We start from the raw sequence: 23,848 nt of genomic DNA, 5'->3' as shown, positions 1-23,848 counted from the left end.
CCGGATTACAGGTTGCCGTAACCAATGGCACCATTGCAATGTAACCACTCGCTCATACCATTGCCGCCGCCACAAGCACCGTTTTGATAAACACCGGTGTTGTAGGTTTGCGCTTCCGACTGGCGAACAGAACCGTTCACACTGATGTAATCCACTTGCACATCGCGGCCGGTTGCATCGTTAGCGTATTCCACCGTTGTACCGCCCGACAAACTGGTGGTTGCGGTGTAGTTGGTCATGGTGGTAGTCAATGTCCAGCTTTGTACCGTAGTGCCATTCACTTTCAGCGAAACAATCTCACCGCCGGCTACACCGCGTGCGCGCACTACGACTGTTTTGCTGCCGCTCGCTGCCGAACTTGAGCTGCCACCACCACTGCCGCTACCGGCACTCACAGTGATATCGGAAGTACCGGTACTTTGATAGCCCTCGGTCGCCAACACTTGATAATCGTGTGTACCCAGGTTCAGGCCTTTGCTCGCCCAGAAATTCACATGGTTGGCAAAAGTGATAGTGCCGGAAATATTGCCAAAGCCTTTCTTCGGATTTCTCACGCTGAAATATTGATAAAAGGTTGAACTGTTTCCCTCGATAGAAGGTTGGTTAATCCGCTGGCAACGGCGAACATTATAAGTCGCGCCATCACTTTGGAAGCTACCGTAGTCAGTACCACCGGAACAGCTGGCGGGATTGTATGAACCGTAACTTTCAATGATGTAGTACTCGATCAGCGGGCTTTTGGTCCAACCGTAAAAGGCCAGGTAAGAGTTCTGGCTGTTACTCACACCATAATTTCCGGAATAGCTAAGGACGCGTGAACTGCTACCCGGATTCCAGCCTTTGCCACCCACCCAGTTATTGGTGCCGCTGTTCCACTGCGAAGTGTAACGGCCGCCAGATTGCAACGTCATGGATGCATTGCCCGAATCTTTCCAGAACGAATAGTAAAACCCATTGTTGGTACCGGTTGAATTACTGGTCAGGGTTTGTGCGCTTGCTCCCGATACACCCAGCGCTGCTGCCAAAACCAATGAAGAAAACACACTCTTGTTATTGATGGATAATTTCATTATTAGACTCCAGGTTTCCAGCCGTTCAACCAATACCACCTATAGAGGTGAAGGACTGTTGAAGGTTGATTCTGCTCCTTGCGAGCAGGTTTACACCGAGGCGCCAAAAGGGGTTGCTGTTATGATTAAATCAATTCGGCGCCATCGATGGGTACTTGTATACAGTCAGAATTTAATATTGTCAAATAAACCATAAGCTTATGGTCATTTAAACTATTTTAGAGATTATCTATAACAATATGTTGCTTAAAAGCCCAATTTTGCGGATTGTTTTTTTATGTAAAGTTGGTTAAGCATTAGCCACAGATAAGGCTATCGAAGGGTAACCACGCAGGAGCGGCGTTCAACTTGCGGATGGTCAATGGGCAAAATAAGTAACGAGATAGTTATCCAACACCAAAAACTGGCAAGGTAGTAAATTCAGCTTTAACGATGACTCCGCTACCCACTTTTTAAAGTTCGCACTTTTCCGATATAAGGTTACTGCCAATTTCGTTTTATTACTGACCAGCAAACCCATGGTGTTCAGGTTTTTCAAATTTTTATCGATGGTTGAAATGGACACTGCCTCATTTTTTTCCTGCAACGATTTGTAAATATCCACATTGGAAAAATCCCCATCATCTTGCCGGTCGATCGCGGACAGTATTTTAACCCTCGAACGGGAAGGCCTTGACCCCTTACGGCGAAACAAGGTTTTAACACAATCAGAAAAATGGGTTGGAGTTATCATAAAGGGCTTGTTTATCAACGTTGGGCAAAACGGTATCAAACCGATAATCGAACCGCAATTATATTCAGGATAAATTTGGTTAAGCCCAATGGATCTCACAAAAAACCGGACGGTGCTGAACTGCACCGTCCGGTTTTTTTATGGGTGACAATAACAACAATCACCGCATCACACAGACATTATTCCACCGTAACACTTTTTGCCAGGTTGCGTGGTTGATCAACATCGGTGCCTTTAATAATTGCCACGTAGTAGCTCAACAATTGCAACGGCAACGTGTAGAGGATTGGTGCTAACCAGGTATGGATGTGCGGAACGTTGATAACGCGCATGGTTTCGTCGGATTCAAATTTTGCATCTTCATCCGCGAATACATACAAAATGCCACCGCGTGCACGCACCTCTTCGACGTTGGATTTTAATTTTTCCAAGAGATCGTTGTTGGGAGCAACAACAATGATCGGCATGTGTGCGTCGATTAATGCGAGCGGGCCGTGTTTTAATTCGCCGGCGGCGTAGGCTTCAGCGTGGATGTAGGAAATTTCTTTTAACTTCAGCGCGCCTTCCATTGCAATGGGATATTGGTCACCACGGCCTAAAAAGAGTGAGTGGTGTTTATCGGCAAACTCTTCGGCGAGTGCTTCAATTTTTGGTGCGAGTGCTAACGATTCTTCCAATTTTGCGGGGAGATTTTTTAACGCACTGACCATGTCTTTTTGTTGTTCAACAGTCAAACCATTGTATTTGCCCACCGCGAGAACCAGCATCGCCAAGCCCACCAATTGCGTGGTAAATGCTTTGGTTGATGCAACACCAATTTCAGCACCGGCGCGCGTCATAAACGCAAGGTCAGATTCACGCACCAACGATGATCCAGCAACGTTACAAATAGTGAGACTGCCCAGATAACCTAATTCTTTCGCAAGGCGTAATGCAGCCAAAGTATCTGCCGTTTCGCCGGATTGACTGATGGAAACCAACAAGCTGTCGGGCTGCACAAATGATTTGCGATAGCGGAATTCGCTGGCGATTTCCACGTTACAGGAAATGCCGCCGAGCGATTCAATCCAGTAGCGCGCCACCAAACCTGAGTGATAGCTAGTACCGCAAGCAACGATCTGGATGTGTTTTACTTTTTTAAATAATTCTGCCGCGCCGTTGCCAAAGGTTTCATCCAAAACCGATTCACTACTCAAGCGTCCTTCCAAAGTATTCAGTACTGCATTGGGCTGTTCGTAAATTTCCTTCAACATAAAGTGACGGAATTTACCTTTATCGCCCGCGTCGTAACTTGCGGTAGATTCATGAACCTGTCGCTCAATCGCAACACCATCTTTATCGAAAATTTTAATTGTGTGACGGGTAATTTCTGCAACATCGCCTTCTTCCAAAAAGATAAAACGGCGGGTAACCGGCAGGAGTGCAAGTTGGTCTGACGCGATAAAGTTTTCACCGATTCCCAAACCAATAACCAACGGTGAACCGGAACGCGCAACGACTAAACGGCTTGCATCGTTTTTATCCATCAACACAGTACCGTAAGCACCGTGTAATTGTTTTACGGATTTCTGCACGGCCACTAATAAACTGTCAGTATTTTTTAATTCTTTTTGCACCAGGTGCGCGATCACTTCCGTGTCCGTATCCGATGTAAAAACATAACCTTCTTCTTGCAATAAACGGCGCAGGTTAGCGTGGTTTTCGATGATGCCGTTATGTACCACTGCGATATGTTCCTTGGAAATATGCGGATGCGCATTACGCTCGCTCGGTTCACCGTGGGTGGCCCAGCGCGTGTGCGCAATACCGGTGCCGCCGGGAATAGGTTCAGCGTGAACTGCATCGGATAATTCTTTTACTTTGCCCAGGCGACGTACGCGGTGCAATTGATCATTGCTAACCACGGCTACGCCGGCTGAGTCATAACCGCGGTATTCCAGGCGACGCAATCCTTCCACCAGGATATCTGCTACATCGCGTTGCGCTACTGCGCCAACAATTCCACACATGATTAACTCCTTGAGCTGTTTAGTAGTAGTAAAAGTATTTTGTTTTTTTACGTAGTGGTTTTTCTTTCAGTTCTTCCTTTAATGCTTTAACAGCAATAGACATTTCCCAACTCCGTTTGGGAATAGGTAAGTTTTATGCAGATGCACAAATAACTCGCACACCTTGTTGTTCTATTTTTTGTTTATCTTGTTCATCGAGGCCATCATCAGTGACCAATACTTTGATTGCCGACCAGGGCAATTCCAGGTTGTGGATTTTGCGGCCGATTTTGTCGGACTCGGCCATGACAATAACTTCGCGTGCAACTTCAGCCATCACCCGGCTCAAGCTGTAGAGTTCGTTGAATGTTGTTGTACCGCGTTCCAGATCCAAACCATCGGCGCCGATAAAGAATTGGTCGAAGTTGTAAGAGCGCAGGATTTGTTCGGCGAGTTGCCCCTGGAAGCCTTCGGATTTCGGGTCCCAGGTTCCGCCAGTCATGAGAATCGTAGGTTCATTTTCCAACTCGCGCAGGGCGTTGGCGATGCTCAGCGAGTTGGTCATCACCACCAGACCTTGCTTGCTGGAGAGCTCCGGCAGCAGTGCGGCTGTGGTGGAGCTGCCACTGTCAAGGATGATGCGATTGTGATCCCGAATAAGCTGCGCCGCTGCTTTGGCAATGGCTTGCTTACGAACCGAAACTTTTTCTTCCGCAGGGTTGAGAATCAGCTCTTGCGGGACAGGAACGGCGCCGCCATAGCGGCGCAGTAACAAACCATTGGTTTCGAGTGCGGCAAGATCCTTTCGAATCGTAACTTCCGAGGTCACAAATTGGGCTGCCAATGCCTCAACACTGACTTCACCGCTCCTACCCAGCAGGTCAATGATGGCTCTGCGGCGCTGTTGGGTGTTACGTTTAGTCATATAACGTCCTTAAGTTTCGTTTCGAAAGATATTTTAGTTTCGAATCAAAACAAAAACAAGCGCCAATTGATCATTTGGCAACCAATGACTTTCCACCTACCAGCACAGGCACACTGGCAAGATTGTTTACCGACGAGTTAAAACGGGTAACTACCGTCGATTTGACTTTGCTCACCCCTGATAACATTGTTTTCCGGTGGGATTTGATGAGATGAAGAGGGTAAAGTGTGGCCACTGAAAAACAGTTAACAAGATTCGTTTATAGATCCGCAATTGCTGCCAGCATCTGTTGCCAATGCTGAAGCAGGGTTTGATAAGGAATCGGAGAAGCAGCGGGCGCAACACAAACCATCGCGCTGATGGGGATGGTTTGTGCTGTAAAACAAAACTAATTTACAAATTTGGATAACAGGCGCAGATAGGCGACCTGATAATCATTGTGGTTTTCGGTGATTTGCCAAGAGTTAAGCGGCCAGCTGGTATTGAAATCCAGATAAGCCTTCATCGCCGGTTGGCCTTTGGGTGGATTGGGCGCTGCAGAACCACAACCGGGGTTCGGGCTGCTGGAAGTGCAATTGCCGTCCCAGTCATAGTAGGGGTTGGGGCCGCCCACCAAATAACCGGGCGCCGGACCATAAGTAGATGTTCCAACCCTATCCCAGAGTGCGCTGCCGTTAGTAAACCAGGTGTGGTAGAACTCATTCACCGAGCTATGCACACCCAGGCTGTACATGTTCGACAGGTAAACCATGCCCTGTGGATTGGTGCCGTGCAGGTAATTCAGATAACCCAGCGCCGCATTTTTAACCGTATCGCTATTGGCACTACCGACAGAATAACTGATCAGGTTGTAAAAGCTGGTGCCCTTGCGCGACATGGAGCGGTTACTACCCCAGGTGAAATTGCTATCGCCGCCGAGGCTTACACGATAGGCATCACTATCAGCGGAAATTGCACCCAGGTTGATATTGGCAGTCATCGCACTGGCGTATTGGTTTTTGATGTTGGCAGCCAGGGTTGCATCGGCGCCACCCAGGTTGGCGTAGTAAAGCCAGGAAACGAGTTCATTTTCGATCCAGTGATCCACCCATTGGGCGCGATTACCATAGTTGCCAGTCACTTGCGATTGATAAGTGGCGTTACCCGTGGCAGCAAACAGGTAAATCGCGGCGCGGGTTTTCTTACGCTGCAACTCAATCGTTTGATCTTTTACGCTGACTTCCTGATCGCCCGCGCCCAAGCCTTCATAAATACCAGAGTTATTGTGGACGATGACGGCGGGATTGGCGTTTGCCCAGGTCCAGGCATTGGTGGCGCGGGTTTTTAGATCGGCCGCATAATCATTGATACCCAAATCACCCAGCACTTTGCTACCCAGTGCAAATGCGGCGGCAGTGCTCAACGAAGCTGATGTACTCGCGGGACCATAGAAGCTGCGACCAGTTGCTGATGAGGGTGGACTGGCATGGCTGAGGCCCTGAATCGACAACACCGAACCATCGCTGTTTTGCATTTTCTTCAGCCAGTCAAAACCCCATTTAATCTCATCGATAATATCGGGCACACCATTGCCCGATTCAGGAATATTAAAGTCATCGCCCCAGGCAGCGGGGTTTTCCAGATAGGCATGTAGCAGGTTGATCAGGTAATCCGCATGCCAGTTGGTGTACTTGTTGTAATCACCGGCATCAAACCAACCACCGGAGAGATCTTTCTCGCTCCCCGCGACACCAACGGCGCGATTGTTGACATCGTATAACCGCGTTTCAGGGTCCTGGCCGGGTTTAAGATGGCTCGCCTCGTCAGTCCAGCCCATTTCGGCGTAAGGCAACTTTTTCGCGAAACCGGCGCGCTGGTAGAAGAAGGTACGGAAAGCGTGCTTCAGGACGGGTTTATAAATGTCAGCAGCAATTTTAAACGTGGGCGAACGCAGGTTTTGGCTGCTATCCACCACCGCGTAAGTGCCCGGTGTTGTTATCGAGGAAAAATCAAAGCGCCATACCTTATCACCCGAGGTGCTGTGCACTTCACCTTTGTTCCACACCTTGGCTTCTGCCGTTAATACGACTTGCCCGTTATTCATATCGACCAACGATAGCGTGGCGCCGGGAGTGTAGCTCCGGCTTTTGTCATAACCATCCTGCGGATCGCGCAGGATCGCAACTTTTTGCGCATCGGGGAGATAACCAAATTGGTCTACCACAATAAAGTTGCTGATATTCGCCGCACCGGCACTGGATGCCGTCGCAGTTGAAGAGTTCGCGGCCGGTGTTGAAGAGACTACCGGTATTATGGAAGAAGATGTTTGCGCCAGCGACGATGATGAGGGGGTTGCCGATGACGTCAACGGTGCAGTACTCGCGCTAGTAATAGGTGTGGAGCTGGGCTTTACGTTGTTCGATCCGCCACCGCCACCACCGCATGCGGTCATTAATCCGGTAAGTGTCAGGCCGATAAATAGTTTGGATAGGGGAAAACCTGATTGGCTCATAAATCGCTCTTATTAATTATCTGATTTAATTGCCGGATGATAACGGTTTCATAGTAAAGATTTAAGTGGTTTTTGGATCTTACTCCCTTACCGGTTTATAGGCATTAACGTACGCATCAAAAATACCGGCGTACAAGCAGCTTGCCTGTACGCCGGATTGGCTTTTGCATCAAGGATTTAGCAGTCCGCCATTGTCCAACCACATCGGGCTATCATCCCGACATGGTGTGCTGGCAGGAAGCCTTGCAACAAACTTTTATTCACAAAAACGGATCGACCACAATCGTTAAGGAACCTTGCGATTTTTTTTATAATTTCTTTTCGGTAATCAACCCATTAGAGTTTTTTAGGCCGCTCCCAACCTTGCACATTCCGCTGCTTGCCGCGCGCAACGGCGAGCTCCGCATCTGCTACATCTTTGGTGATAACAGAACCAGCGCCCACCGTTGCACCCGCACCAATTTTTACCGGGGCAACCAATGCGGAATTGGAACCAATAAATGCGTTATCACCAATTTCGGTTTTGAATTTATTCACGCCATCGTAGTTACAGGTGATAGTGCCCGCACCCACATTTACTTTACTGCCGACGTTGGCATCACCCACATAGCTCAGGTGATTTACCTTACTGCCTTTGGCAATCACGGCTTTTTTTGTTTCAACAAAATTGCCGATTTTTACTTCATCAGCCAAGTCAGTTCCCGGGCGCAGACGCGCGTAAGGGCCAATATCACAATCAGCCGCCATTACCGTTTCTTCAATATGGCTAAAGGCTTTAATGCGTGTGTTGTTGCCAATCTTGCTATTGATGATTACGCAGTTTGGTTCAATAACCACACCATCACCCAACACAACATCGCCTTCGAATACGCAATTTACATCGATAACAACATCGCGCCCCGCAGTTAAGGTTCCGCGAATATCAACACGATGTGGGTCAAGCAAGGTAACGCCGGCATCCATCAATTCATTCGCTAATTGCCGTTGATAAAAACATTCCAGTGCGGCTTGCTGGCGACGATTATTAATACCTTCCACTTCTTCAACCGCGTTGGGTTGTTCAACATGGATAGCAATATCATCGGCCTTCGCCATCGCAATAATATCGGTGAGATAGTATTCGCCTTGCGCGTTATTATTTTTTAATTGCGGCAACCATTTTTGCAAATGCGCGGCTTTCACAGCCATGATACCGGTATTGATTTCGCGAATTTTTTTCTGCTCATCGTTAGCATCTTTATGTTCAACAATAGCAACCACCGCATTTTTTTCATCGCGCACAATACGGCCGTAACCGGTTGGATCAGGAAGATCTACCGTGAGCAAACCCATTTGGTTTTCGTTTACCCCGGCGATTAATTTTTGCAGAGTTTCAGCGCGGGTCAGCGGCACATCACCGTAAAGGATTAATACGGTCGCGTCGTTGCGCAATTGCGGCAATGCTTGTTGTACTGCATGGCCGGTGCCAAGCTGCTGCGCTTGCAGTACAAACTTCACATCGGGCGCCGCCATTTTTTCCTGCACTTTTTCAGCGCCGTGGCCGACGATAATCAGAATTTGTTCGCCGCCCACAGCGCGCGCGGTATCCACCACATGTTGCACCAGCGCTTTGCCACCAATGGGGTGCAACACTTTTGGTAAGTCGGAGCGCATGCGAGTGCCTTTACCGGCAGCGAGTACGAGAATATCGAGCATAGTGGGTCCTTTTGCAGTCAGTGGTGTGGAAATGCGATAGCCCATTTTAACGAGTTGCGGGCATCTTTGCGGACATTGTTGCTGTGCTCCGGGAACAATCATCCCGGCGCGATTAACGGAATTTTACCCTGTCTAATCCTTACTTGATAAACACTAGCGCCGTATTAAGACAGAATTACCGCGTCGATGAAGAAATTGCGGACCCTATCCATGAACAAACTGATGAACGTCCGGGTTGTTGCCCTGGTTGCGAGCGCTATTTTTCTATCCGGTGCAGCATTTGCGGCGAATCCAATCGTCCCCGGGTGGTATGCCGATCCGGAAATCCGCGTTTTCGATAACCGCTACTGGATCTACCCCACGTATTTTGCGGGAGAAACCACACCTGATTTACCGGTCACGCTGACTAAATCCCAACAGCAACAGCGAGCACAGCCCAATATCTGGTCACCATTTTTAAAACAGACGTTCCTGGATGCGTTTTCATCTTCCGATCTGGTTAACTGGACCAGACACGAGCGAGTCCTTGATATCAAAGAGGTAAGCTGGGCCGCGTATGCCGTCTGGGCGCCTTCGACGATTTTTGCCAACGGCAAATATTATTTGTTCTTCAGTGCGAACAATGTTCTCAACGATAACCAGCCTGGCGGGATTGGTGTTGCTGTCAGCGATACACCCACCGGCCCGTTTCGCGATGCCTTGGGTAAGCCATTGATTAATAAAATCCACAACGGTGCGCAACCCATCGATCAAATGGTATTCCGCGATGACGATGGCCAGTTCTATATTTATTACGGCGGCTGGAAGCATTGTAACGTCGCCAAATTAAGCAAGGATTTACTCAGCCTTGAACCTTTCGACGACGGTGAGTTTTTCAAAGAAATCACACCGGCAAAAGAATATGTCGAAGGTTCATTTATGGTGAAACGCAACGGGATTTATTATTTGATGTGGTCCGAAGGGGAGTGGACGGCGGCGGATTACAGTGTTGCTTATGCGATGGCCAAATCGCCACTCGGCCCGTTCAAACGCATCGGAAAAATTTTGCAGCAGGATTTAACCATTGCCAAAGGGGCGGGGCACAATTCGGTCGTTAACATTCCGGGCACTGACGATTGGTATATTGTTTACCATCGCCGCCCGCTTAACACGAATGACGGTAATCATCGCGAGCTCGCAATCGAGCATTTATATTTTAATGCCGACGGCACTATCAAACCGGTGGTAATGACTAACGAGGGAATTGCTCCGGTTGCGAAATTAAAATAATTTCCAACAACAGCATTTAATTTTTGCGAATGGAAATTTTAGACAATAAAAAAGGCGACTCGAAAGTCGCCCTTTTTTGTCCAACAACAAACGCTTACTTGCCAGCTTTTCTTTTGATTGCTTGCAAGGTACGCAATTGGGCAGCCGCTTCTGCCAGTTGCGCGGCGGCGCGCTGGAAATCGATCTCGCTGGATTGATCTGCCAGTTGTTGTTGCGCTAATTGCTGTGCTTCCAAAGCTGCAGCTTCATCCATATCGTCTGCGCGCAAAGCGGTATCCGCCAGCACAGTTACATGGTAAGGCTGAACTTCAAGATAGCCACCGGAAACAAAGAAAATTTCCTCAGCACCACCTTGTTTGATAAGACGCACAGGACCAGGCTTGATACCTGTCAGCAATGGGGCGTGACCGTAGGCAATACCTACTTCACCCAGGCTACCGGTAGTAATTACCATCTCTACCAGGCCGGAGAAAATCTCACGCTCAGCGCTGACGATATCGCATTGAACTGTCATGGCCATTTTTGTCTCTCGGTTATCTAGCGTTCATTAAAGGTCGAGAAGCGAATCAGCAGTGGCCCCGCGTTAACAGGGCCGACTCAATTACTTGAGTTTGCTGGCTTTTTCGATCGCTTCGTCGATTGAACCTACCATGTAGAAAGCTTGTTCTGGCAGGTGATCGAAATCACCGGCTAACAAACCTTTGAAACCACGGATGGTTTCTTTCAGTGGAACGTATTTACCCGGTGAACCGGTGAATACTTCCGCTACGTGGAAAGGTTGTGACAGGAAACGCTCGATCTTACGCGCACGGGATACGGTTTGTTTGTCTTCTTCTGACAATTCGTCCATACCCAGGATCGCGATGATGTCTTTCAACTCTTTGTAACGTTGCAGTACGGTTTGCACACCGCGCGCTACCGAGTAGTGCTCGTTGCCGATAACCATTGGGTCCAACTGACGTGAGGTTGAGTCCAGTGGATCGATTGCCGGGTAAATACCTTTAGCAGCGATGTCACGGCTCAATACTACGGTTGAGTCCAAGTGGGCGAAGGTGGTCGCTGGCGACGGGTCAGTCAAGTCGTCCGCGGGTACGTATACCGCTTGTACAGAGGTGATAGAACCGATCTTGGTAGACGTAATACGCTCTTGCAGAACGCCCATCTCTTCCGCCAGGGTCGGCTGGTAACCTACCGCTGAAGGCATACGACCCAACAATGCAGATACTTCAGTACCAGCCAGGGTGTAACGGTAAATGTTGTCAACGAACAACAGAACGTCTTTACCTTCGTCACGGAATTTTTCTGCCATGGTCAAACCAGTCAGCGCTACACGGAGACGGTTCCCCGGCGGCTCGTTCATTTGGCCGTACACCATCGCTACTTTGTCTACTACGTTAGATTCTTTCATCTCGTGGTAGAAGTCGTTACCTTCACGGGTACGCTCACCTACACCGGCGAATACTGACAGACCGCTGTGCTCTTTCGCGATGTTGTTGATGAGTTCCATCATGTTTACAGTTTTACCTACACCGGCACCACCGAACAGGCCTACTTTACCGCCTTTGGCGAAAGGGCAAACCAAGTCGATAACTTTAATACCGGTTTCGAGCAATTCTTCAGAAGCTGCCAGCTCTTCGTACTTGGGCGCTGCACGATGAATCTGCATACGCTCTTGTTCGCCGATTGGACCCGCTTCATCAATCGGGTTGCCCAATACATCCATAATACGGCCAAGGGTTTGGGTACCTACGGGTACTTTGATTGGCTCGTTGGTGTTGGTCACAACCAAACCGCGGCGCAAACCTTCTGAGGAGCCCAGAGCAATAGTGCGGACTACGCCGTCGCCTAATTGCTGTTGCACTTCGAGGGTCAGGTTGCCGTCGGTGATAACCAGTGCGTCATACACTTTAGGCACTGCATCGCGTGGGAATTCCACATCGATAACGGCGCCGATAATCTGAACGATACGTCCGCTACTCATTTCCGGTTCCTCTTTGTTCCAGAAATTCCAGATCCCTTTTCATAACACTCAGGGGTCTGAAGGATTAAATACAAAAATCGTTAGCCTGCTTATTCAGAGGGGAGGGCAGCTTATTGGATCGCTGCCGCGCCGCCCACAATTTCTGACAGTTCCTGGGTAATCGCTGCCTGACGTGCTTTGTTGTAAATCAACTTCAAGCTATCAATCAATTCACCAGCGTTGTCGGTTGCGCTCTTCATCGCAATCATCCGCGCCGCTTGTTCAGAGGCCGCGTTTTCAACAACCGCTTGATAGACTTGTGATTCGATAAAGCGAGTCAGCAACCCTTTCAACAGGAACTCTGCATCCGGCTCGTAGATATAATCCCAGTGATGTTTCAACTTGGTATTTTCTTCGGCAACCAGAGGCAGCAATTGGCGAACTTTTGGTGTTTGGGTCATGGTGTTAACAAAGTCGTTGCTCACCAGGAACAGCTTGTCGATAGTGCCGGCTTCAAACGCATCCAGCATTACCTTCACACTGCCAATCAGGTCTGCCACTTGCGGGGCTTCGCCGATATCGCGAGTAGAAGCAACGACATTGCCGCCAAAGCTTTTGAAAAACTGGCCAGCTTTGGCACCAATCAAACCCAAATCAATGGCTACACCCTTGTCAGCCCAGACCTTCATGTCCCGGATAGCGGCTTTGAACAGGTTAGTGTTCAAACCACCGCACAGACCGCGGTCACTGGAAACAATGATGTAACCCACGCGCTTAACATCGCGCTCTTTCATAAAACGGTGTTTGTATTCGGGGCTGGAGTTGGCCAGGTGCCCGACTACTTCACGGATACGTTGGGCATAAGGTTTACCCAATTGCATCCGCTCTTGTGCACGGCGCATTTTACTTGCGGCGACCATTTCCATCGCGCTGGTAATTTTCTGCGTGCTTTTGACGCTCGCTATCTGCGTCCGAATTTCTTTTGTGCTTGCCATCTCTCGAACCCCGGTTAAGGCCTTGCGGCCTAAAAGGTTAGAGACCGCCGCGCGTTAACGCAGCGATCGCCAGATTACCAGGTGCGGCTCGCTTTCAGCTTGGTCACCAGCTCTTTGAACTTGCCTTCCAATTCGCCATTCCAGTCACCGGTGGCATCAATATGAGCCATAGTGTCAGCGTATTCGGATTTGGCGAAAGACAGCAGAGCCGCTTCGAAGTCCAGCACTTTGCTCACTTCGATATCTTTCAGGTGACCTTCGTTCGCAGCGAACAGTACCAATGCCATTTGCGCAACGCTCAATGGAGCAAATTGTTTTTGCTTCATCAGCTCGGTAACACGTTGACCGTGTTCCAATTGTGATTTGGTTGCTTCGTCCAGGTCCGATGCGAACTGGGAGAAGGCCGCCAACTCACGGTATTGCGCTAACGCGGTACGGATACCACCGGAGAGTTTCTTGATAACTTTGGTCTGTGCAGCACCACCTACACGCGATACCGAAATACCGGCGTTCATCGCAGGACGGATGCCTGAGTTGAACATGGACGATTCAAGGAAGATCTGTCCGTCGGTAATAGAGATCACGTTGGTTGGAACGAACGCAGAAACGTCACCCGCCTGGGTTTCGATGATTGGCAGCGCGGTCAAGGAACCGGTTTTGCCTTTCACTTCACCCTTGGTGAATTTTTCTACGTACTCTTCGCTCACGCGCGATGCACGCTCCAGCAGACGGCTGTGCAGATAGAACACGTCGCCAGGATAAGCTTCGCGGCCCGGTGGACGACGCAGCAACAGAGAGATTTGACGGTAAGCCCAAGCTTGCTTGGTCAAGTCGTCATAAATAATCAGGGCATCTTGACCGCGATCACGGAAGTATTCACCCATGGTACAACCGGTGAATGCTGCCAGGAATTGCATCGCTGCAGGATCAGACGCGGTCGCTGCGATCACCACGGTGTGATCCATAGCGCCGTGTTCTTCCAGCTTGCGCACAACGCTCGCCACAGAAGACGCTTTTTGACCGATCGCGACATAAATACACTTAATGCCAGAACCTTTCTGGTTAATGATGGCATCAACAGCAATAGCGGTTTTACCAATTTGACGGTCACCGATGATCAGCTCACGCTGGCCACGGCCGATTGGTACCATCGCATCAATTGCTTTCAAACCGATTTGTACTGGCTGGTCTACCGACTTACGCCAAATTACGCCCGGTGCAATTTTTTCAACTGCGTCGGTTTGTTTGGTGTTCAGCGGACCTTTACCGTCGATTGGATTACCCAGTGCGTCAACAACGCGACCCAGCAATTCCGGACCAACAGGCACTTCAAGGATGCGGCCAGTACACTTACATTTTTGGCCTTCGGCCACACCGCGGTAATCACCCAGGATTACAGCACCCACGGAGTCGCGCTCCAGGTTCAGTGCCATACCGTAGATACCGCCTTCAAATTCAATCATCTCACCGTACATAACATCGGCGAGACCGTGAATACGAATAATACCGTCGGTTACGGAAACCACAGTACCTTCGTTTTGTGCTTCTGTTGAAAACTCAAGGCCAGCGATGCGCTGCTTGATGATTTCACTGATTTCAGAAGGATTCAGTTGCTGCATGCTCTGTTCCTCAACCCTAAAATTAGGATTTCATTGCTTCGGCGAGCTTCGCCAAGCGACCACGGACTGAACCGTCGATAACCATATCGCCAGTGGAGATAACAATCCCACCTAACAGGTTCTTATCTACCGAACCTTGCACACTGACTTTACGATCCAGTTTGGCGCTCAGGGCCTGAGCCAATTTGTTAATCAAGTCAACCGGCAACTCGTAAGCTGCTGTTACCTCGACATCAATAGTTTTTTCTTGCTGCGCTTTCAGTCGGGCAAAAATCTCTTTCACATAGGGAAGAAGAGCCAGACGTTTATTGCTTGCAAGGGTCTGGATGAAATTCTTTTGACTCTCATCCAGTTGTTCACCACAAACCTGTACAAAAACGGAAGCTTTCTGCTGTGCTGACAAACCAGATGCGCTTAACGCTTTTTTCACCTGATCCTGTTCGGCAACGGCGGCTGACACTTCCAGAGCTTCAAACCATGACTGCAATTTGTTGGCAGCCAGGGCGAACTCGAATGCTGCTTTGGCGTAAGGTCTAGCCAGGGTAGTGAGTTCAGCCATATCTACCTCTCTTACAGCTGCGCAGCGAGTTTGTTTACCAACTCGTTGTGAGCGTTTTGATCGATAGAAGATTCCAGAATCTTTTCTGCACCCGCCAATGCCAGGGTAACCACTTTCGCACGCAGTTCTTCACGCGCGCGGCTGGTAGCCTGATCAATTTCAGCCTGGGCAGCGGCTTTAACACGATCCGCTTCCAAACGAGCTTTCTCTTTTGCTTCTTCAACAATTTCGATAGCGCGCTTGTTTGCCTGATCAATGATTGCAGCAGCTTCTTTCTTCGCAGAAGTCAGTTGCTCAACCACTTTTTGTTTAGCCAGTTCGAGATCTTTTTCAGCTTTATCGGCAGCCTGAAGACCATCAGCGATACGCTTGGTGCGCTCCGCCATTGCCGCAACAATGGGTGGCCACACAAAGCGGTATGTCAGATAAATGAAGATGACGAACGCCACCATCTGACCGATAAGAGTTGCATTAAGATTCACGATTAAATGCCTTTGTTAAAGGGATGTAAATCGCAACAAAATCGCTAAAAAAATTAAGCGCCAGTTGCGAACAGGATGTACATACCGATACCAACACCGATCATTGGTACCGCGTCAACCAGACCCATAACAACGAAGAATTGAGTACGCAGCATCGGGATCAATTCTGGTTGACGGGCACCGCCTTCCAGGAATTTACCACCAAGAATACCTACACCAATTGCAGCGCCTACAGCGCCTAAACCAATTACCAGTGCACCTGCCAGATAAATCAAAGCTTGAGCTTCAGTCACAGTGTTTCTCCTACTAAGTTGATAAATAAAAAATAAAACAAACTAAAAAAACAAATTACAAAACGGATTACAAACGCTTAATTTTCTTTTTGGATTAATGCTGCTCATCCGTTTGATAAGCCATGCTCATATACACAATGGTCAACGACATAAAGATCAGCGCTTGCAAGAAAATAATCAGGATATGGAATAACGCCCAGATAATCTGGATAACACCGGCAACACCCGCGAAAACAATGCCCGCACCGTAAAGGATCGCTACCAGGATAAAAATAATTTCACCGGCGTAGAGGTTACCGAAAAGACGCAGGCCGAGTGATACAGGCTTGGCAATCAAACCAGGCAATTCAAGTACGAGGTTTACCGGAATAAACAGGGTTTGCACAATCGGGTTGCTGCTGCTGAAAGGATGCAGTGTTAATTCTTTCAGGAAACCCAACAAACCTTTTTGGGTGATGCTGAACCAGAGAATCAAAATAAATATACAGAGAGCCATACCCAGAGTGATATTTGGATCGGTTGATGGCACCACTTTGAAAAATACTGCATGAGGATCAGCACCAAGGGAAACGCCGATCAACTTTGCAATTTCAGGGAGAAGGTCGACAGCAATCAAGTCCATCGCATTCATGAAAAACACCCAGACAAAAACAGTGAGGGCCATAGGCGCAATCATGGCGTTTTTGTAAGGGAACATACTTTTCACATTACCGTCTACAAATTCAATCGCAGCTTCAACCACGTTTTGCAGACCAGTTGGAACGTCACTGTTCGCTTTTTTGGCCACACTGCGAAAAAGAAAGAAAAACACAGCGGCTAAAATTACTGACCAACCCAGGGTATCCACGTGGAAAGCCCAGAAACCCATTTGCGCCGCTTCAGCAGAATTGTGCGCAAAACCCCAAGTACCATCAGGCAATTGGCCATAGGTGAGGTTGGTAAGGTGGTGTTTAATGTACTCGGAGGATGTTATTGCTTCATGCTCGGCGGCTGACATCGTTAAGTTCCAAAATTAAAGTTGAAAAAGCTTCCGGCCGGGTCGCAACTCTCTGACTGATCATTAGTCAATGACGACGCACCAGCGGGTAAATCCAGGCTACAACCTGAATCATCACATAAGCCAGAATCATGGTTGCGGCGTAAGCGGCTTCTTTCAGAAACCCAATGTGCTTAAAGGCCAGCAAAAACATCAAGGCTGTGATTACAAATTTTCCAAGCTCACCGGTATAAAACGCTGCGAGCATCTTTTGGGGTGGCGCACCCAATTGGGGACGAAACGCCACAAGCGCCAGCCATAAGTTGGCTGCGACACCAATAATTCCACCAATAAATATTGAAACCGCGATCGGATAACTGATCGCCAGAGCAGTAGCGGCAGCAACCAGAGTCACAACCAACTGGGCGGCTACTGTTTGGAGAGCAAAACCACGCCCCTTGAGATAACGAGACATGTGCTTGAGACCCCCATTTTTTCGCGGCGGCATTCTGTCACAAATGACAGCTTATTACCATTGGTAACATGCTTATACTCGGCGCGCTCAAATGGGGCGCATTATAGTGATTAAGCCCCCTAGCAGCAACTATTGGGCTAGCACCAAAGGGAAAAACTGACTAGTAAATTTGTTGTAAATTTAATAGTCAGTTTGTTACTAACTGTAATTAGTGTTTGGAATGGAAGCACACAACTATATGTAGGGCAAAAGACACTTTTGAAGTCAGTGCCTTTGAGATGGATAAATGAAAAAATTTATTTGATGTGTCCGAGAATTCCGTCCAATTCATCGAGGGAATTGTAACTAATGACCAATTTGCCTTTGCCTTTGGCGCCGTGCTGGATTTCTACACCGGCACCAAGGGTTTCTGACAACCGATCTTGCAAGCGGCGAATGTCAGCGGAAACCTGTACTTCCGGTTTCAGTTTTTCCTGTCCCTGGTTTTCCTGATACAAACGAACCAGTGCTTCAGTTTGGCGTACCGATAAACCTTTAGCGACAATTTGCCGGGCGATTTCTTTTTGTTGTTGCGGCTCCAATGTCAGGAGCGCACGTGCATGACCCATTTCCAGATCGCCATGTTCAAGTAATGTTTTAACTTCTTCGCTGAGCGCAATCAAACGCAACAGATTGGTAATGGTAGTGCGCGATTTTCCCACCGCTTGTGCAACTTCGGCGTGGGTTAATTCAAATTCATCTTGCAGGCGTTTTAAGGCAACGGCTTCTTCGATGGGATTTAAATTTTCGCGCTGGATATTTTCAATCAGTGCCATGGCGATAGCGGCTTCATCCGGCACATCGCGAATGACAGCGGGAATTTTATCAAGGCCGGCCAATTGCGTTGCGCGCCAGCGGCGTTCACCGGCGATAATTTCGTAGCGGCCCTCACCGATTGCACGTACAACAATGGGTTGCATTACACCCTGGACTTTAATTGACTCCGCCAATTCTTCCAGCGCTTCCGCGTGCATATCGCGGCGCGGCTGGTATTTTCCGCGCTGGATTAATTCAACCGGTAAATGCGCAAGCTTGCCATCTTTGTATTCGATTTTTTGATCGGCTTCGCTCGGGTTAATGGGCATTTCCGGCGCTGGCGCAGTCACTCCCAAACCGGCACTTAACAGTGCATCCAAGCCTTTACCCAAACCTTTGCGTTTACTCGACATTCTTGTTGGCCTTATATCAATTCAAAAAACGAAAACTTAATTGGCAACTGCAGTTTCTGCAGCGGATTTATTACTCGGTTCATTGCGCCGTAAAATTTCGCCGGCCAATGCAAGATAGGCAATAGCACCTTTGGATTGGCGATCAAACGCCAATACCGGCATACCGAAACTCGGTGCTTCGGCGAGACGAACGTTACGCGGAATGCAGGTGCGGTACAAACGGTCGCCGAAATGTTGTTGCAGTTGGGCCGATACATCATTGGTCAAACTGTTGCGCGGATCGTACATGGTGCGCAATAGGCCTTCGATTTTTAAATTCGGATTCAATACTTTCTGGATTTGATTGATGGTACCAACCAATGCCGATAAACCTTCCAGTGCGTAGTACTCGCATTGCATGGCGATAATCACACCATCACATGCGGTCAATGCGTTCAGGGTAAGCATGTTCAGGGAAGGAGGGCAATCAATCAGGATGTAATCATAATTATCGCGTACTTGATTCAGTGCATTTTGCAAACGGCGTTCCTTGTTATCGAGCGCAAGCATTTCCACTTCTGCTGCGGTGAGATCACCATTGGCGGGAAGTACATGGTATTTGCCACTTTCCGAAACCTGAATGCAATCTTTAATCGCAGCGCGTTCAGTCAGCACGTCGTAAATACTTTCTTCGACTTCATTTTTGTTAACGCCACTGCCCATAGTGGCATTGCCTTGCGGATCAAGATCAACCAGCAGCACGCGTTTTTTGGTCGCGACCAGAGACGCGGCCAGATTTACGCAGGTTGTTGTTTTGCCCACACCGCCTTTCTGATTTGCAATCGCATAGATCTTGGTCAAGTGACAATCCTATAACCACCGCGTGGTTGAAAAATTTTATTGTTTGGCCCGCAAGATTAACAAATGGCGTTCACCATCGGTTTCTGCGACAACTAATTTAATGGTTTCGAGCAATTCAATTTTATCGCTGATCGGTGCTAATTCATCGTCCGGGAACAGGCCTTTCATGGCGAGAAAAATCCCGTCTGGTTCAATAAGGTTTGCACAGCCTTCCGTCATATCCTGCAAACTGGCGAAAGCGCGGCTGATAACGGCCTGGAATTTTTCCGTCGGCGCAAATTCTTCCACCCGGCGATTTTCCACCGTTACGTTGGTTAATCCCAACAGGGTTTTTACGTGAAACAAAAACCGGGTTTTTTTACCGTTGCTATCGAGCAGGGTAAATTGTTTTTCCGGAAACATAATTGCCAGTGGAATTCCCGGCAAGCCGCCGCCAGTGCCAACGTCGATTATCCGCGTTAGCGGAAAATTTTTTTGCGTGCCTGTTTTCCGGGATGCAAACCACGGCACTACACTCAAACTGTCCAGCAAATGACGCGCAACCATTTGTTGGATATCGCGCACAGCGGAAAGATTATAAGCTTTGTTCCACTTTTCAAATTCGCGGATATACGCCAATAATTTTTCAGTTTGCTCGCCCGTGAGCGCCACGGACATTTCAGCCGCGCCGCGTATCAACTGTTGTTGCAAACGCTCTTGTAAATCTACGTCAATCACTCTTGGCACTCACAGTATCCGTGCAACGGAAAAAAAGTATCCGCGCAGCGGAAAAAAATTTTAAGCTTATCAACCAAAACGAATTAGCTGGCTTGTTGTTCCGGTGCATCTTCTTTTAAACGCTGAAGCACACCGCGTTTTTTCAAATACACCAGCACCAGTGAAATTGCCGCCGGCGTGATACCTGAAATACGTGATGCGCGCGCTAAAGTTTGCGGACGCGCAGCAATTAATTTTTGTTTCACTTCATTCGACAAGCCTTCCACCTGCGAATAATCAAAATCATCCGGAATGATGGTATTTTCATAAGCGCGCAAACGATTTACATCTTCCTGCTGGCGTTCAATATAGCCGGAATATTTTGCTTCGATTTCCACTTGCTCCGCCGCCGCTTCATTGGCGATGGCTTCACCTTTCAAATGGGCGATATCAGCGTAGGTTAATTCCGGGCGTTTCAACAAATCCATCAAACTGTATTCGCGCGCAAGTTTGGTCTGGATTTTTTGTTCGATAATTTCCGCTTCGGCAGAACCCGCTTGTATCCAGGTAGAACACAAACGCTGTTGCTCAAGTTCGATTTGCTCGCGCTTGTCGCAAAATAATTGCCATTGCTCGTCATCGATCAAACCAAGCTCGCGACCTTTTTCAGTCAAACGCAAATCGGCATTGTCTTCGCGCAACAATAATCGATATTCCGCGCGGCTGGTGAACATACGGTAAGGTTCTTTAGTGCCAAGCGTAATCAAATCATCAACCAACACACCAATGTAAGCTTGATCGCGCGTCGGGCACCAGGCGCCTTTTTCCTGCGCGCGCAGCGCCGCGTTAATTCCCGCAAGCATACCTTGCGCGCCCGCTTCTTCGTAACCGGTGGTACCGTTGATCTGGCCGGCAAAAAATAATCCGCCGATCACTTTGGTTTCCAGGCTGTGTTGCAAATCCTGCGGATTGAAAAAATCGTATTCAATCGCGTAACCGGGGCGAAGGATATGCGCGTTTTCAAAACCTTTCATTGAACGCACGATTTCCAGCTGTACATCAAACGGCAAGCTGGTGGAAATGCCGTTAGGGTAGAGTTCGTGCGTAGTCAGACCTTCGGGCTCGATAAAAATCTGGTGCGAGTCTTTATCCGCGAAGCGGTGAATTTTATCCTCGATCGATGGGCAGTAACGCGGGCCAATACCTTCGATCACGCCGGAGTACATCGGCGAACGGTCAAGGTTGCGGCGAATCACATCGTGGGTTTTTTCATTGGTGTGGGTGATGTAACAACAAATCTGGCGCGGCTGCATGGCGCGATTGCCGCGCACCGACATGACCGGGCGCGGTTCATCGCCCCATTGTTTTTCCAGCACATCAAAATTAACCGTGCGTGCATCGATACGCGGCGGCGTTCCGGTTTTCAAACGATCAACGCGCAGCGGCAATTCACGCAAGCGTTTTGAAAGCGCAATGGATGGCGGATCACCGGCGCGACCACCGGAATAATTTTGCAAACCAATATGGATTAACCCACCCAAAAAAGTACCGGCAGTAAGCACCACCTGGTTGGCCATAAATTTCAGGCCCATTTGGGTAATCACGCCGCGCACCTGGTCATTTTCTACAATCAGGTCATCGGCGGCTTGCTGGAAGATCCAGAGGTTTTCCTGGTTTTCCAGGGTTTCGCGGATCGCCGCTTTGTAGAGGATGCGGTCAGCCTGGGCACGGGTCGCGCGCACCGCCGGGCCTTTACGGGCATTCAGTACGCGGAACTGGATTCCACCTTTATCAGTTGCCAGCGCCATAGCGCCGCCAAGTGCATCGATCTCTTTCACCAGATGGCTTTTGCCAATACCACCAATCGCCGGATTACACGACATTTGCCCAAGCGTTTCGATGTTATGGGATAACAGTAACGTTTTGCAGCCCATACGCGCTGCGGCTAGACACGCCTCGGTTCCGGCATGGCCACCACCAATTACGATCACATCAAAACGATCCGGGAAAATCATCGCTTACACCTTGCAGCCTGGCTGCGTACTTAGCCGAAAAATGACCTGTCGGTCAAAAGGGGCGACATTATAGAGCGAGTCTTGGTTTTGCACAAAACTTGTACAGGGATTAATCAATCGTTTTTTGGCAAGTTAATGCTGTGCGGGAGTACCAGTTAACGAGTTACAGCGTAACTGCTGTGAAAGTTATCCAAAAAAAGTGTTCGCGTTACAACAAAGGAGAAATTTTTAAATAATGAAATATATATTTTTGTTATTTAGGGTTTTTAATGATGTTGTTATATATAGATAACCAAAATTTTGTGGATAAGTAATTTAAATTTTTGATTTTTAAAGATTTATTGAATTTATAAGTAATGGGAAAAGACCTAAGTAAACTGGGTTAAAGCTGCTGGAAAGCTGGTTGTAAAACCGTAAGTTATACAGAAAAACCAGAAATGCTGACTTATCCCCAAAATCCTTCCCAGTTTTTGTTATTCAAATCCACAGATTTGTACACACAAGGAATATCAAACAATAAAAATTCTTGTTAAAACAGATATTTATGGTGGAAAACTCGATTTAACTGTGGATAACCTGTGTAACTGTGTGGAAAAAGTTGGAGATAAGCCGGTATTAAGGTTACTGATGGGGGAAGGTTATAGCTTTTAGGAAGAATCCAAAGGCATTTTGCTGGAATTTGGTTTTCCAAGTCTTTCAAGACGCGTTTGAAGATTCCAGCACCCCGGTACTTGAGTTTTCAATATCCGGCCAGAGTGATTTTTCCATTTGTGCGTCCAGCCAGCGAAGAATCAAATCCCAATCATTGCGGTCTCGCTCATGGCTTTGTTGGTGGTAATCAGCAATTCCGCGCCCTTCGCTATACGCTTTCACGTAAAACTGGGTATCCCGCAAGGTGGCAGGGTAAGGAATATTGAGGCTAAGTAGAAATTTTTGCAGTCGCTCCCACGCATTGGTGTGCTGTTTCACGCGATTAGCGACGACAGCAATCGGGCGGCGTTTCTGGCGCATGGTTTGGGTTAAGAGCAGCTCGCCAATAAAGCGGGCGCTGGCGCGAATATCGATATCGGAAGGCAAAACCGGAACAATGATCAAATCATGGTTTTGCACCATATCATTCAGGGCATTATCGGCAAGCCCCGGCGCACTATCGGTGATAAGCCAGCGAGTGGATTTTGGCGCGCGCCATTGGAAGCTGCGGGTGATACGGCTGTTGGGTTCGATTTTTACGCCGAATATTTTGGGAAGGTTTTCTGGCCGGGATTTTAGCCAATGGCTGGCGGATGCTTGCGGATCTGTATCTACCAATACGGTGGTTTCCCCGCGTTTTGCCAGCCAGGTAGCGAGATTGGTGCTTACAGTTGTTTTGCCCGATCCACCTTTGCCGTTAATCACCAAAATCCGGCAGGCCGATAACAGTTGTATCGCCACCATGGGTTCGGCTTTTTGCTGTGAAGGAGAGGTGGTCACAAAGCTGCATCCGCATTGCTTAATTTATAAGCAGTATAGACGCAGCCATGCAGTTAATTTTGGAAGGCGTTCACACAGAGATATCCAGG

The 23,848-nt window shown here is 48.4% G+C and carries 21 protein-coding genes; 1 reads left to right on the top strand and 20 read right to left on the bottom strand.

What is annotated here, in order from left to right; all coding sequences use genetic code 11:
* Positions 1-5 precede the first annotated feature (5 nt).
* The 6 genes from A596_RS14955 to glmU all read right to left on the bottom strand — a co-directional run bounded on the left by A596_RS14955 (position 6) and on the right by glmU (position 8,902).
* Positions 6-1,070: a glycoside hydrolase family 11 protein gene (locus A596_RS14955; protein WP_039916157.1), complete on the bottom strand. Its 1,065-nt coding sequence runs from the start codon at positions 1,068-1,070 to the stop codon at positions 6-8.
* A 358-nt stretch (positions 1,071-1,428) separates the two neighbouring features.
* Positions 1,429-1,803, bottom strand: coding sequence for a transcriptional repressor (locus tag A596_RS22710; protein ID WP_152600194.1), 375 nt, complete (start codon positions 1,801-1,803; stop codon positions 1,429-1,431).
* Between the two features lie 179 nt (positions 1,804-1,982).
* Positions 1,983-3,812: a glutamine--fructose-6-phosphate transaminase (isomerizing) gene (gene glmS / locus A596_RS14945; protein ID WP_039916154.1), complete on the bottom strand. Its 1,830-nt coding sequence runs from the start codon at positions 3,810-3,812 to the stop codon at positions 1,983-1,985.
* A gap of 133 nt (positions 3,813-3,945) precedes the next feature.
* Positions 3,946-4,716, bottom strand: a complete 771-nt coding sequence (locus A596_RS14940; RefSeq protein WP_039916153.1) for a DeoR/GlpR family DNA-binding transcription regulator — start codon at positions 4,714-4,716, stop codon at positions 3,946-3,948.
* Positions 4,717-5,104: 388 nt separating this feature from the next.
* A complete protein-coding gene (locus A596_RS14935; RefSeq protein ID WP_039916151.1) occupies positions 5,105-7,207 on the bottom strand; it encodes a glycoside hydrolase family 9 protein in 2,103 nt (700 codons plus the stop codon).
* A 336-nt stretch (positions 7,208-7,543) separates the two neighbouring features.
* Positions 7,544-8,902, bottom strand: coding sequence for a bifunctional UDP-N-acetylglucosamine diphosphorylase/glucosamine-1-phosphate N-acetyltransferase GlmU (gene glmU, locus A596_RS14930; RefSeq protein ID WP_039916307.1), 1,359 nt, complete (start codon positions 8,900-8,902; stop codon positions 7,544-7,546).
* 210 nt (positions 8,903-9,112) lie between these two features.
* Here glmU and A596_RS14925 point away from each other — a divergent pair, with 210 nt between their 5' ends.
* A complete protein-coding gene (locus A596_RS14925; protein WP_152600193.1) occupies positions 9,113-10,171 on the top strand; it encodes a glycoside hydrolase family 43 protein in 1,059 nt (352 codons plus the stop codon).
* A 94-nt stretch (positions 10,172-10,265) separates the two neighbouring features.
* On the opposite strand, the gene A596_RS14920 is transcribed toward A596_RS14925, so the two are convergent.
* The 14 genes from A596_RS14920 to A596_RS14855 all read right to left on the bottom strand — a co-directional run bounded on the left by A596_RS14920 (position 10,266) and on the right by A596_RS14855 (position 23,759).
* Complete coding sequence (locus A596_RS14920; RefSeq protein WP_039916149.1) at positions 10,266-10,691, bottom strand: F0F1 ATP synthase subunit epsilon; 426 nt, start codon at positions 10,689-10,691, stop codon at positions 10,266-10,268.
* Positions 10,692-10,772: 81 nt separating this feature from the next.
* Positions 10,773-12,152 (bottom strand): F0F1 ATP synthase subunit beta, encoded by a 1,380-nt coding sequence (gene atpD / locus A596_RS14915; RefSeq protein ID WP_039916147.1) that lies wholly within the window; start codon positions 12,150-12,152, stop codon positions 10,773-10,775.
* 110 nt (positions 12,153-12,262) lie between these two features.
* Entirely contained in the window at positions 12,263-13,126 is an 864-nt protein-coding gene (gene atpG, locus A596_RS14910) for a F0F1 ATP synthase subunit gamma (protein ID WP_039916146.1), read from the bottom strand.
* A gap of 74 nt (positions 13,127-13,200) precedes the next feature.
* Positions 13,201-14,745: a F0F1 ATP synthase subunit alpha gene (gene atpA, locus A596_RS14905; protein WP_039916145.1), complete on the bottom strand. Its 1,545-nt coding sequence runs from the start codon at positions 14,743-14,745 to the stop codon at positions 13,201-13,203.
* A gap of 22 nt (positions 14,746-14,767) precedes the next feature.
* Positions 14,768-15,304, bottom strand: a complete 537-nt coding sequence (locus tag A596_RS14900) for a F0F1 ATP synthase subunit delta (protein ID WP_039916143.1) — start codon at positions 15,302-15,304, stop codon at positions 14,768-14,770.
* Between the two features lie 11 nt (positions 15,305-15,315).
* Complete coding sequence (locus A596_RS14895; protein ID WP_039916141.1) at positions 15,316-15,786, bottom strand: F0F1 ATP synthase subunit B; 471 nt, start codon at positions 15,784-15,786, stop codon at positions 15,316-15,318.
* 53 nt (positions 15,787-15,839) lie between these two features.
* Entirely contained in the window at positions 15,840-16,079 is a 240-nt protein-coding gene (gene atpE, locus A596_RS14890; RefSeq protein WP_039916140.1) for a F0F1 ATP synthase subunit C, read from the bottom strand.
* 94 nt (positions 16,080-16,173) lie between these two features.
* Positions 16,174-17,076 (bottom strand): F0F1 ATP synthase subunit A, encoded by a 903-nt coding sequence (gene atpB / locus A596_RS14885; RefSeq protein WP_039916138.1) that lies wholly within the window; start codon positions 17,074-17,076, stop codon positions 16,174-16,176.
* A gap of 67 nt (positions 17,077-17,143) precedes the next feature.
* Positions 17,144-17,530 (bottom strand): ATP synthase subunit I, encoded by a 387-nt coding sequence (locus tag A596_RS14880; protein WP_235425741.1) that lies wholly within the window; start codon positions 17,528-17,530, stop codon positions 17,144-17,146.
* 296 nt (positions 17,531-17,826) lie between these two features.
* A complete protein-coding gene (locus A596_RS14875; RefSeq protein WP_039916135.1) occupies positions 17,827-18,738 on the bottom strand; it encodes a ParB/RepB/Spo0J family partition protein in 912 nt (303 codons plus the stop codon).
* A 36-nt stretch (positions 18,739-18,774) separates the two neighbouring features.
* Positions 18,775-19,578 (bottom strand): ParA family protein, encoded by an 804-nt coding sequence (locus A596_RS14870; RefSeq protein ID WP_039916133.1) that lies wholly within the window; start codon positions 19,576-19,578, stop codon positions 18,775-18,777.
* Between the two features lie 36 nt (positions 19,579-19,614).
* Positions 19,615-20,235: a 16S rRNA (guanine(527)-N(7))-methyltransferase RsmG gene (rsmG, locus tag A596_RS14865; protein WP_052417557.1), complete on the bottom strand. Its 621-nt coding sequence runs from the start codon at positions 20,233-20,235 to the stop codon at positions 19,615-19,617.
* 143 nt (positions 20,236-20,378) lie between these two features.
* Positions 20,379-22,289, bottom strand: coding sequence for a tRNA uridine-5-carboxymethylaminomethyl(34) synthesis enzyme MnmG (gene mnmG, locus A596_RS14860; RefSeq protein WP_039916132.1), 1,911 nt, complete (start codon positions 22,287-22,289; stop codon positions 20,379-20,381).
* A 696-nt stretch (positions 22,290-22,985) separates the two neighbouring features.
* Complete coding sequence (locus tag A596_RS14855) at positions 22,986-23,759, bottom strand: ParA family protein (protein ID WP_052417543.1); 774 nt, start codon at positions 23,757-23,759, stop codon at positions 22,986-22,988.
* Positions 23,760-23,848 lie beyond the last annotated feature (89 nt).

The sequence above is a fragment of the Cellvibrio mixtus subsp. mixtus J3-8 genome, from assembly GCF_000766945.1.
Taxonomy (GTDB): domain Bacteria; phylum Pseudomonadota; class Gammaproteobacteria; order Pseudomonadales; family Cellvibrionaceae; genus Cellvibrio; species Cellvibrio mixtus_A.
The sequence above is the reverse complement of the archived record's forward strand: the minus strand, read 5'-3'. Positions and strand labels throughout refer to the sequence as shown.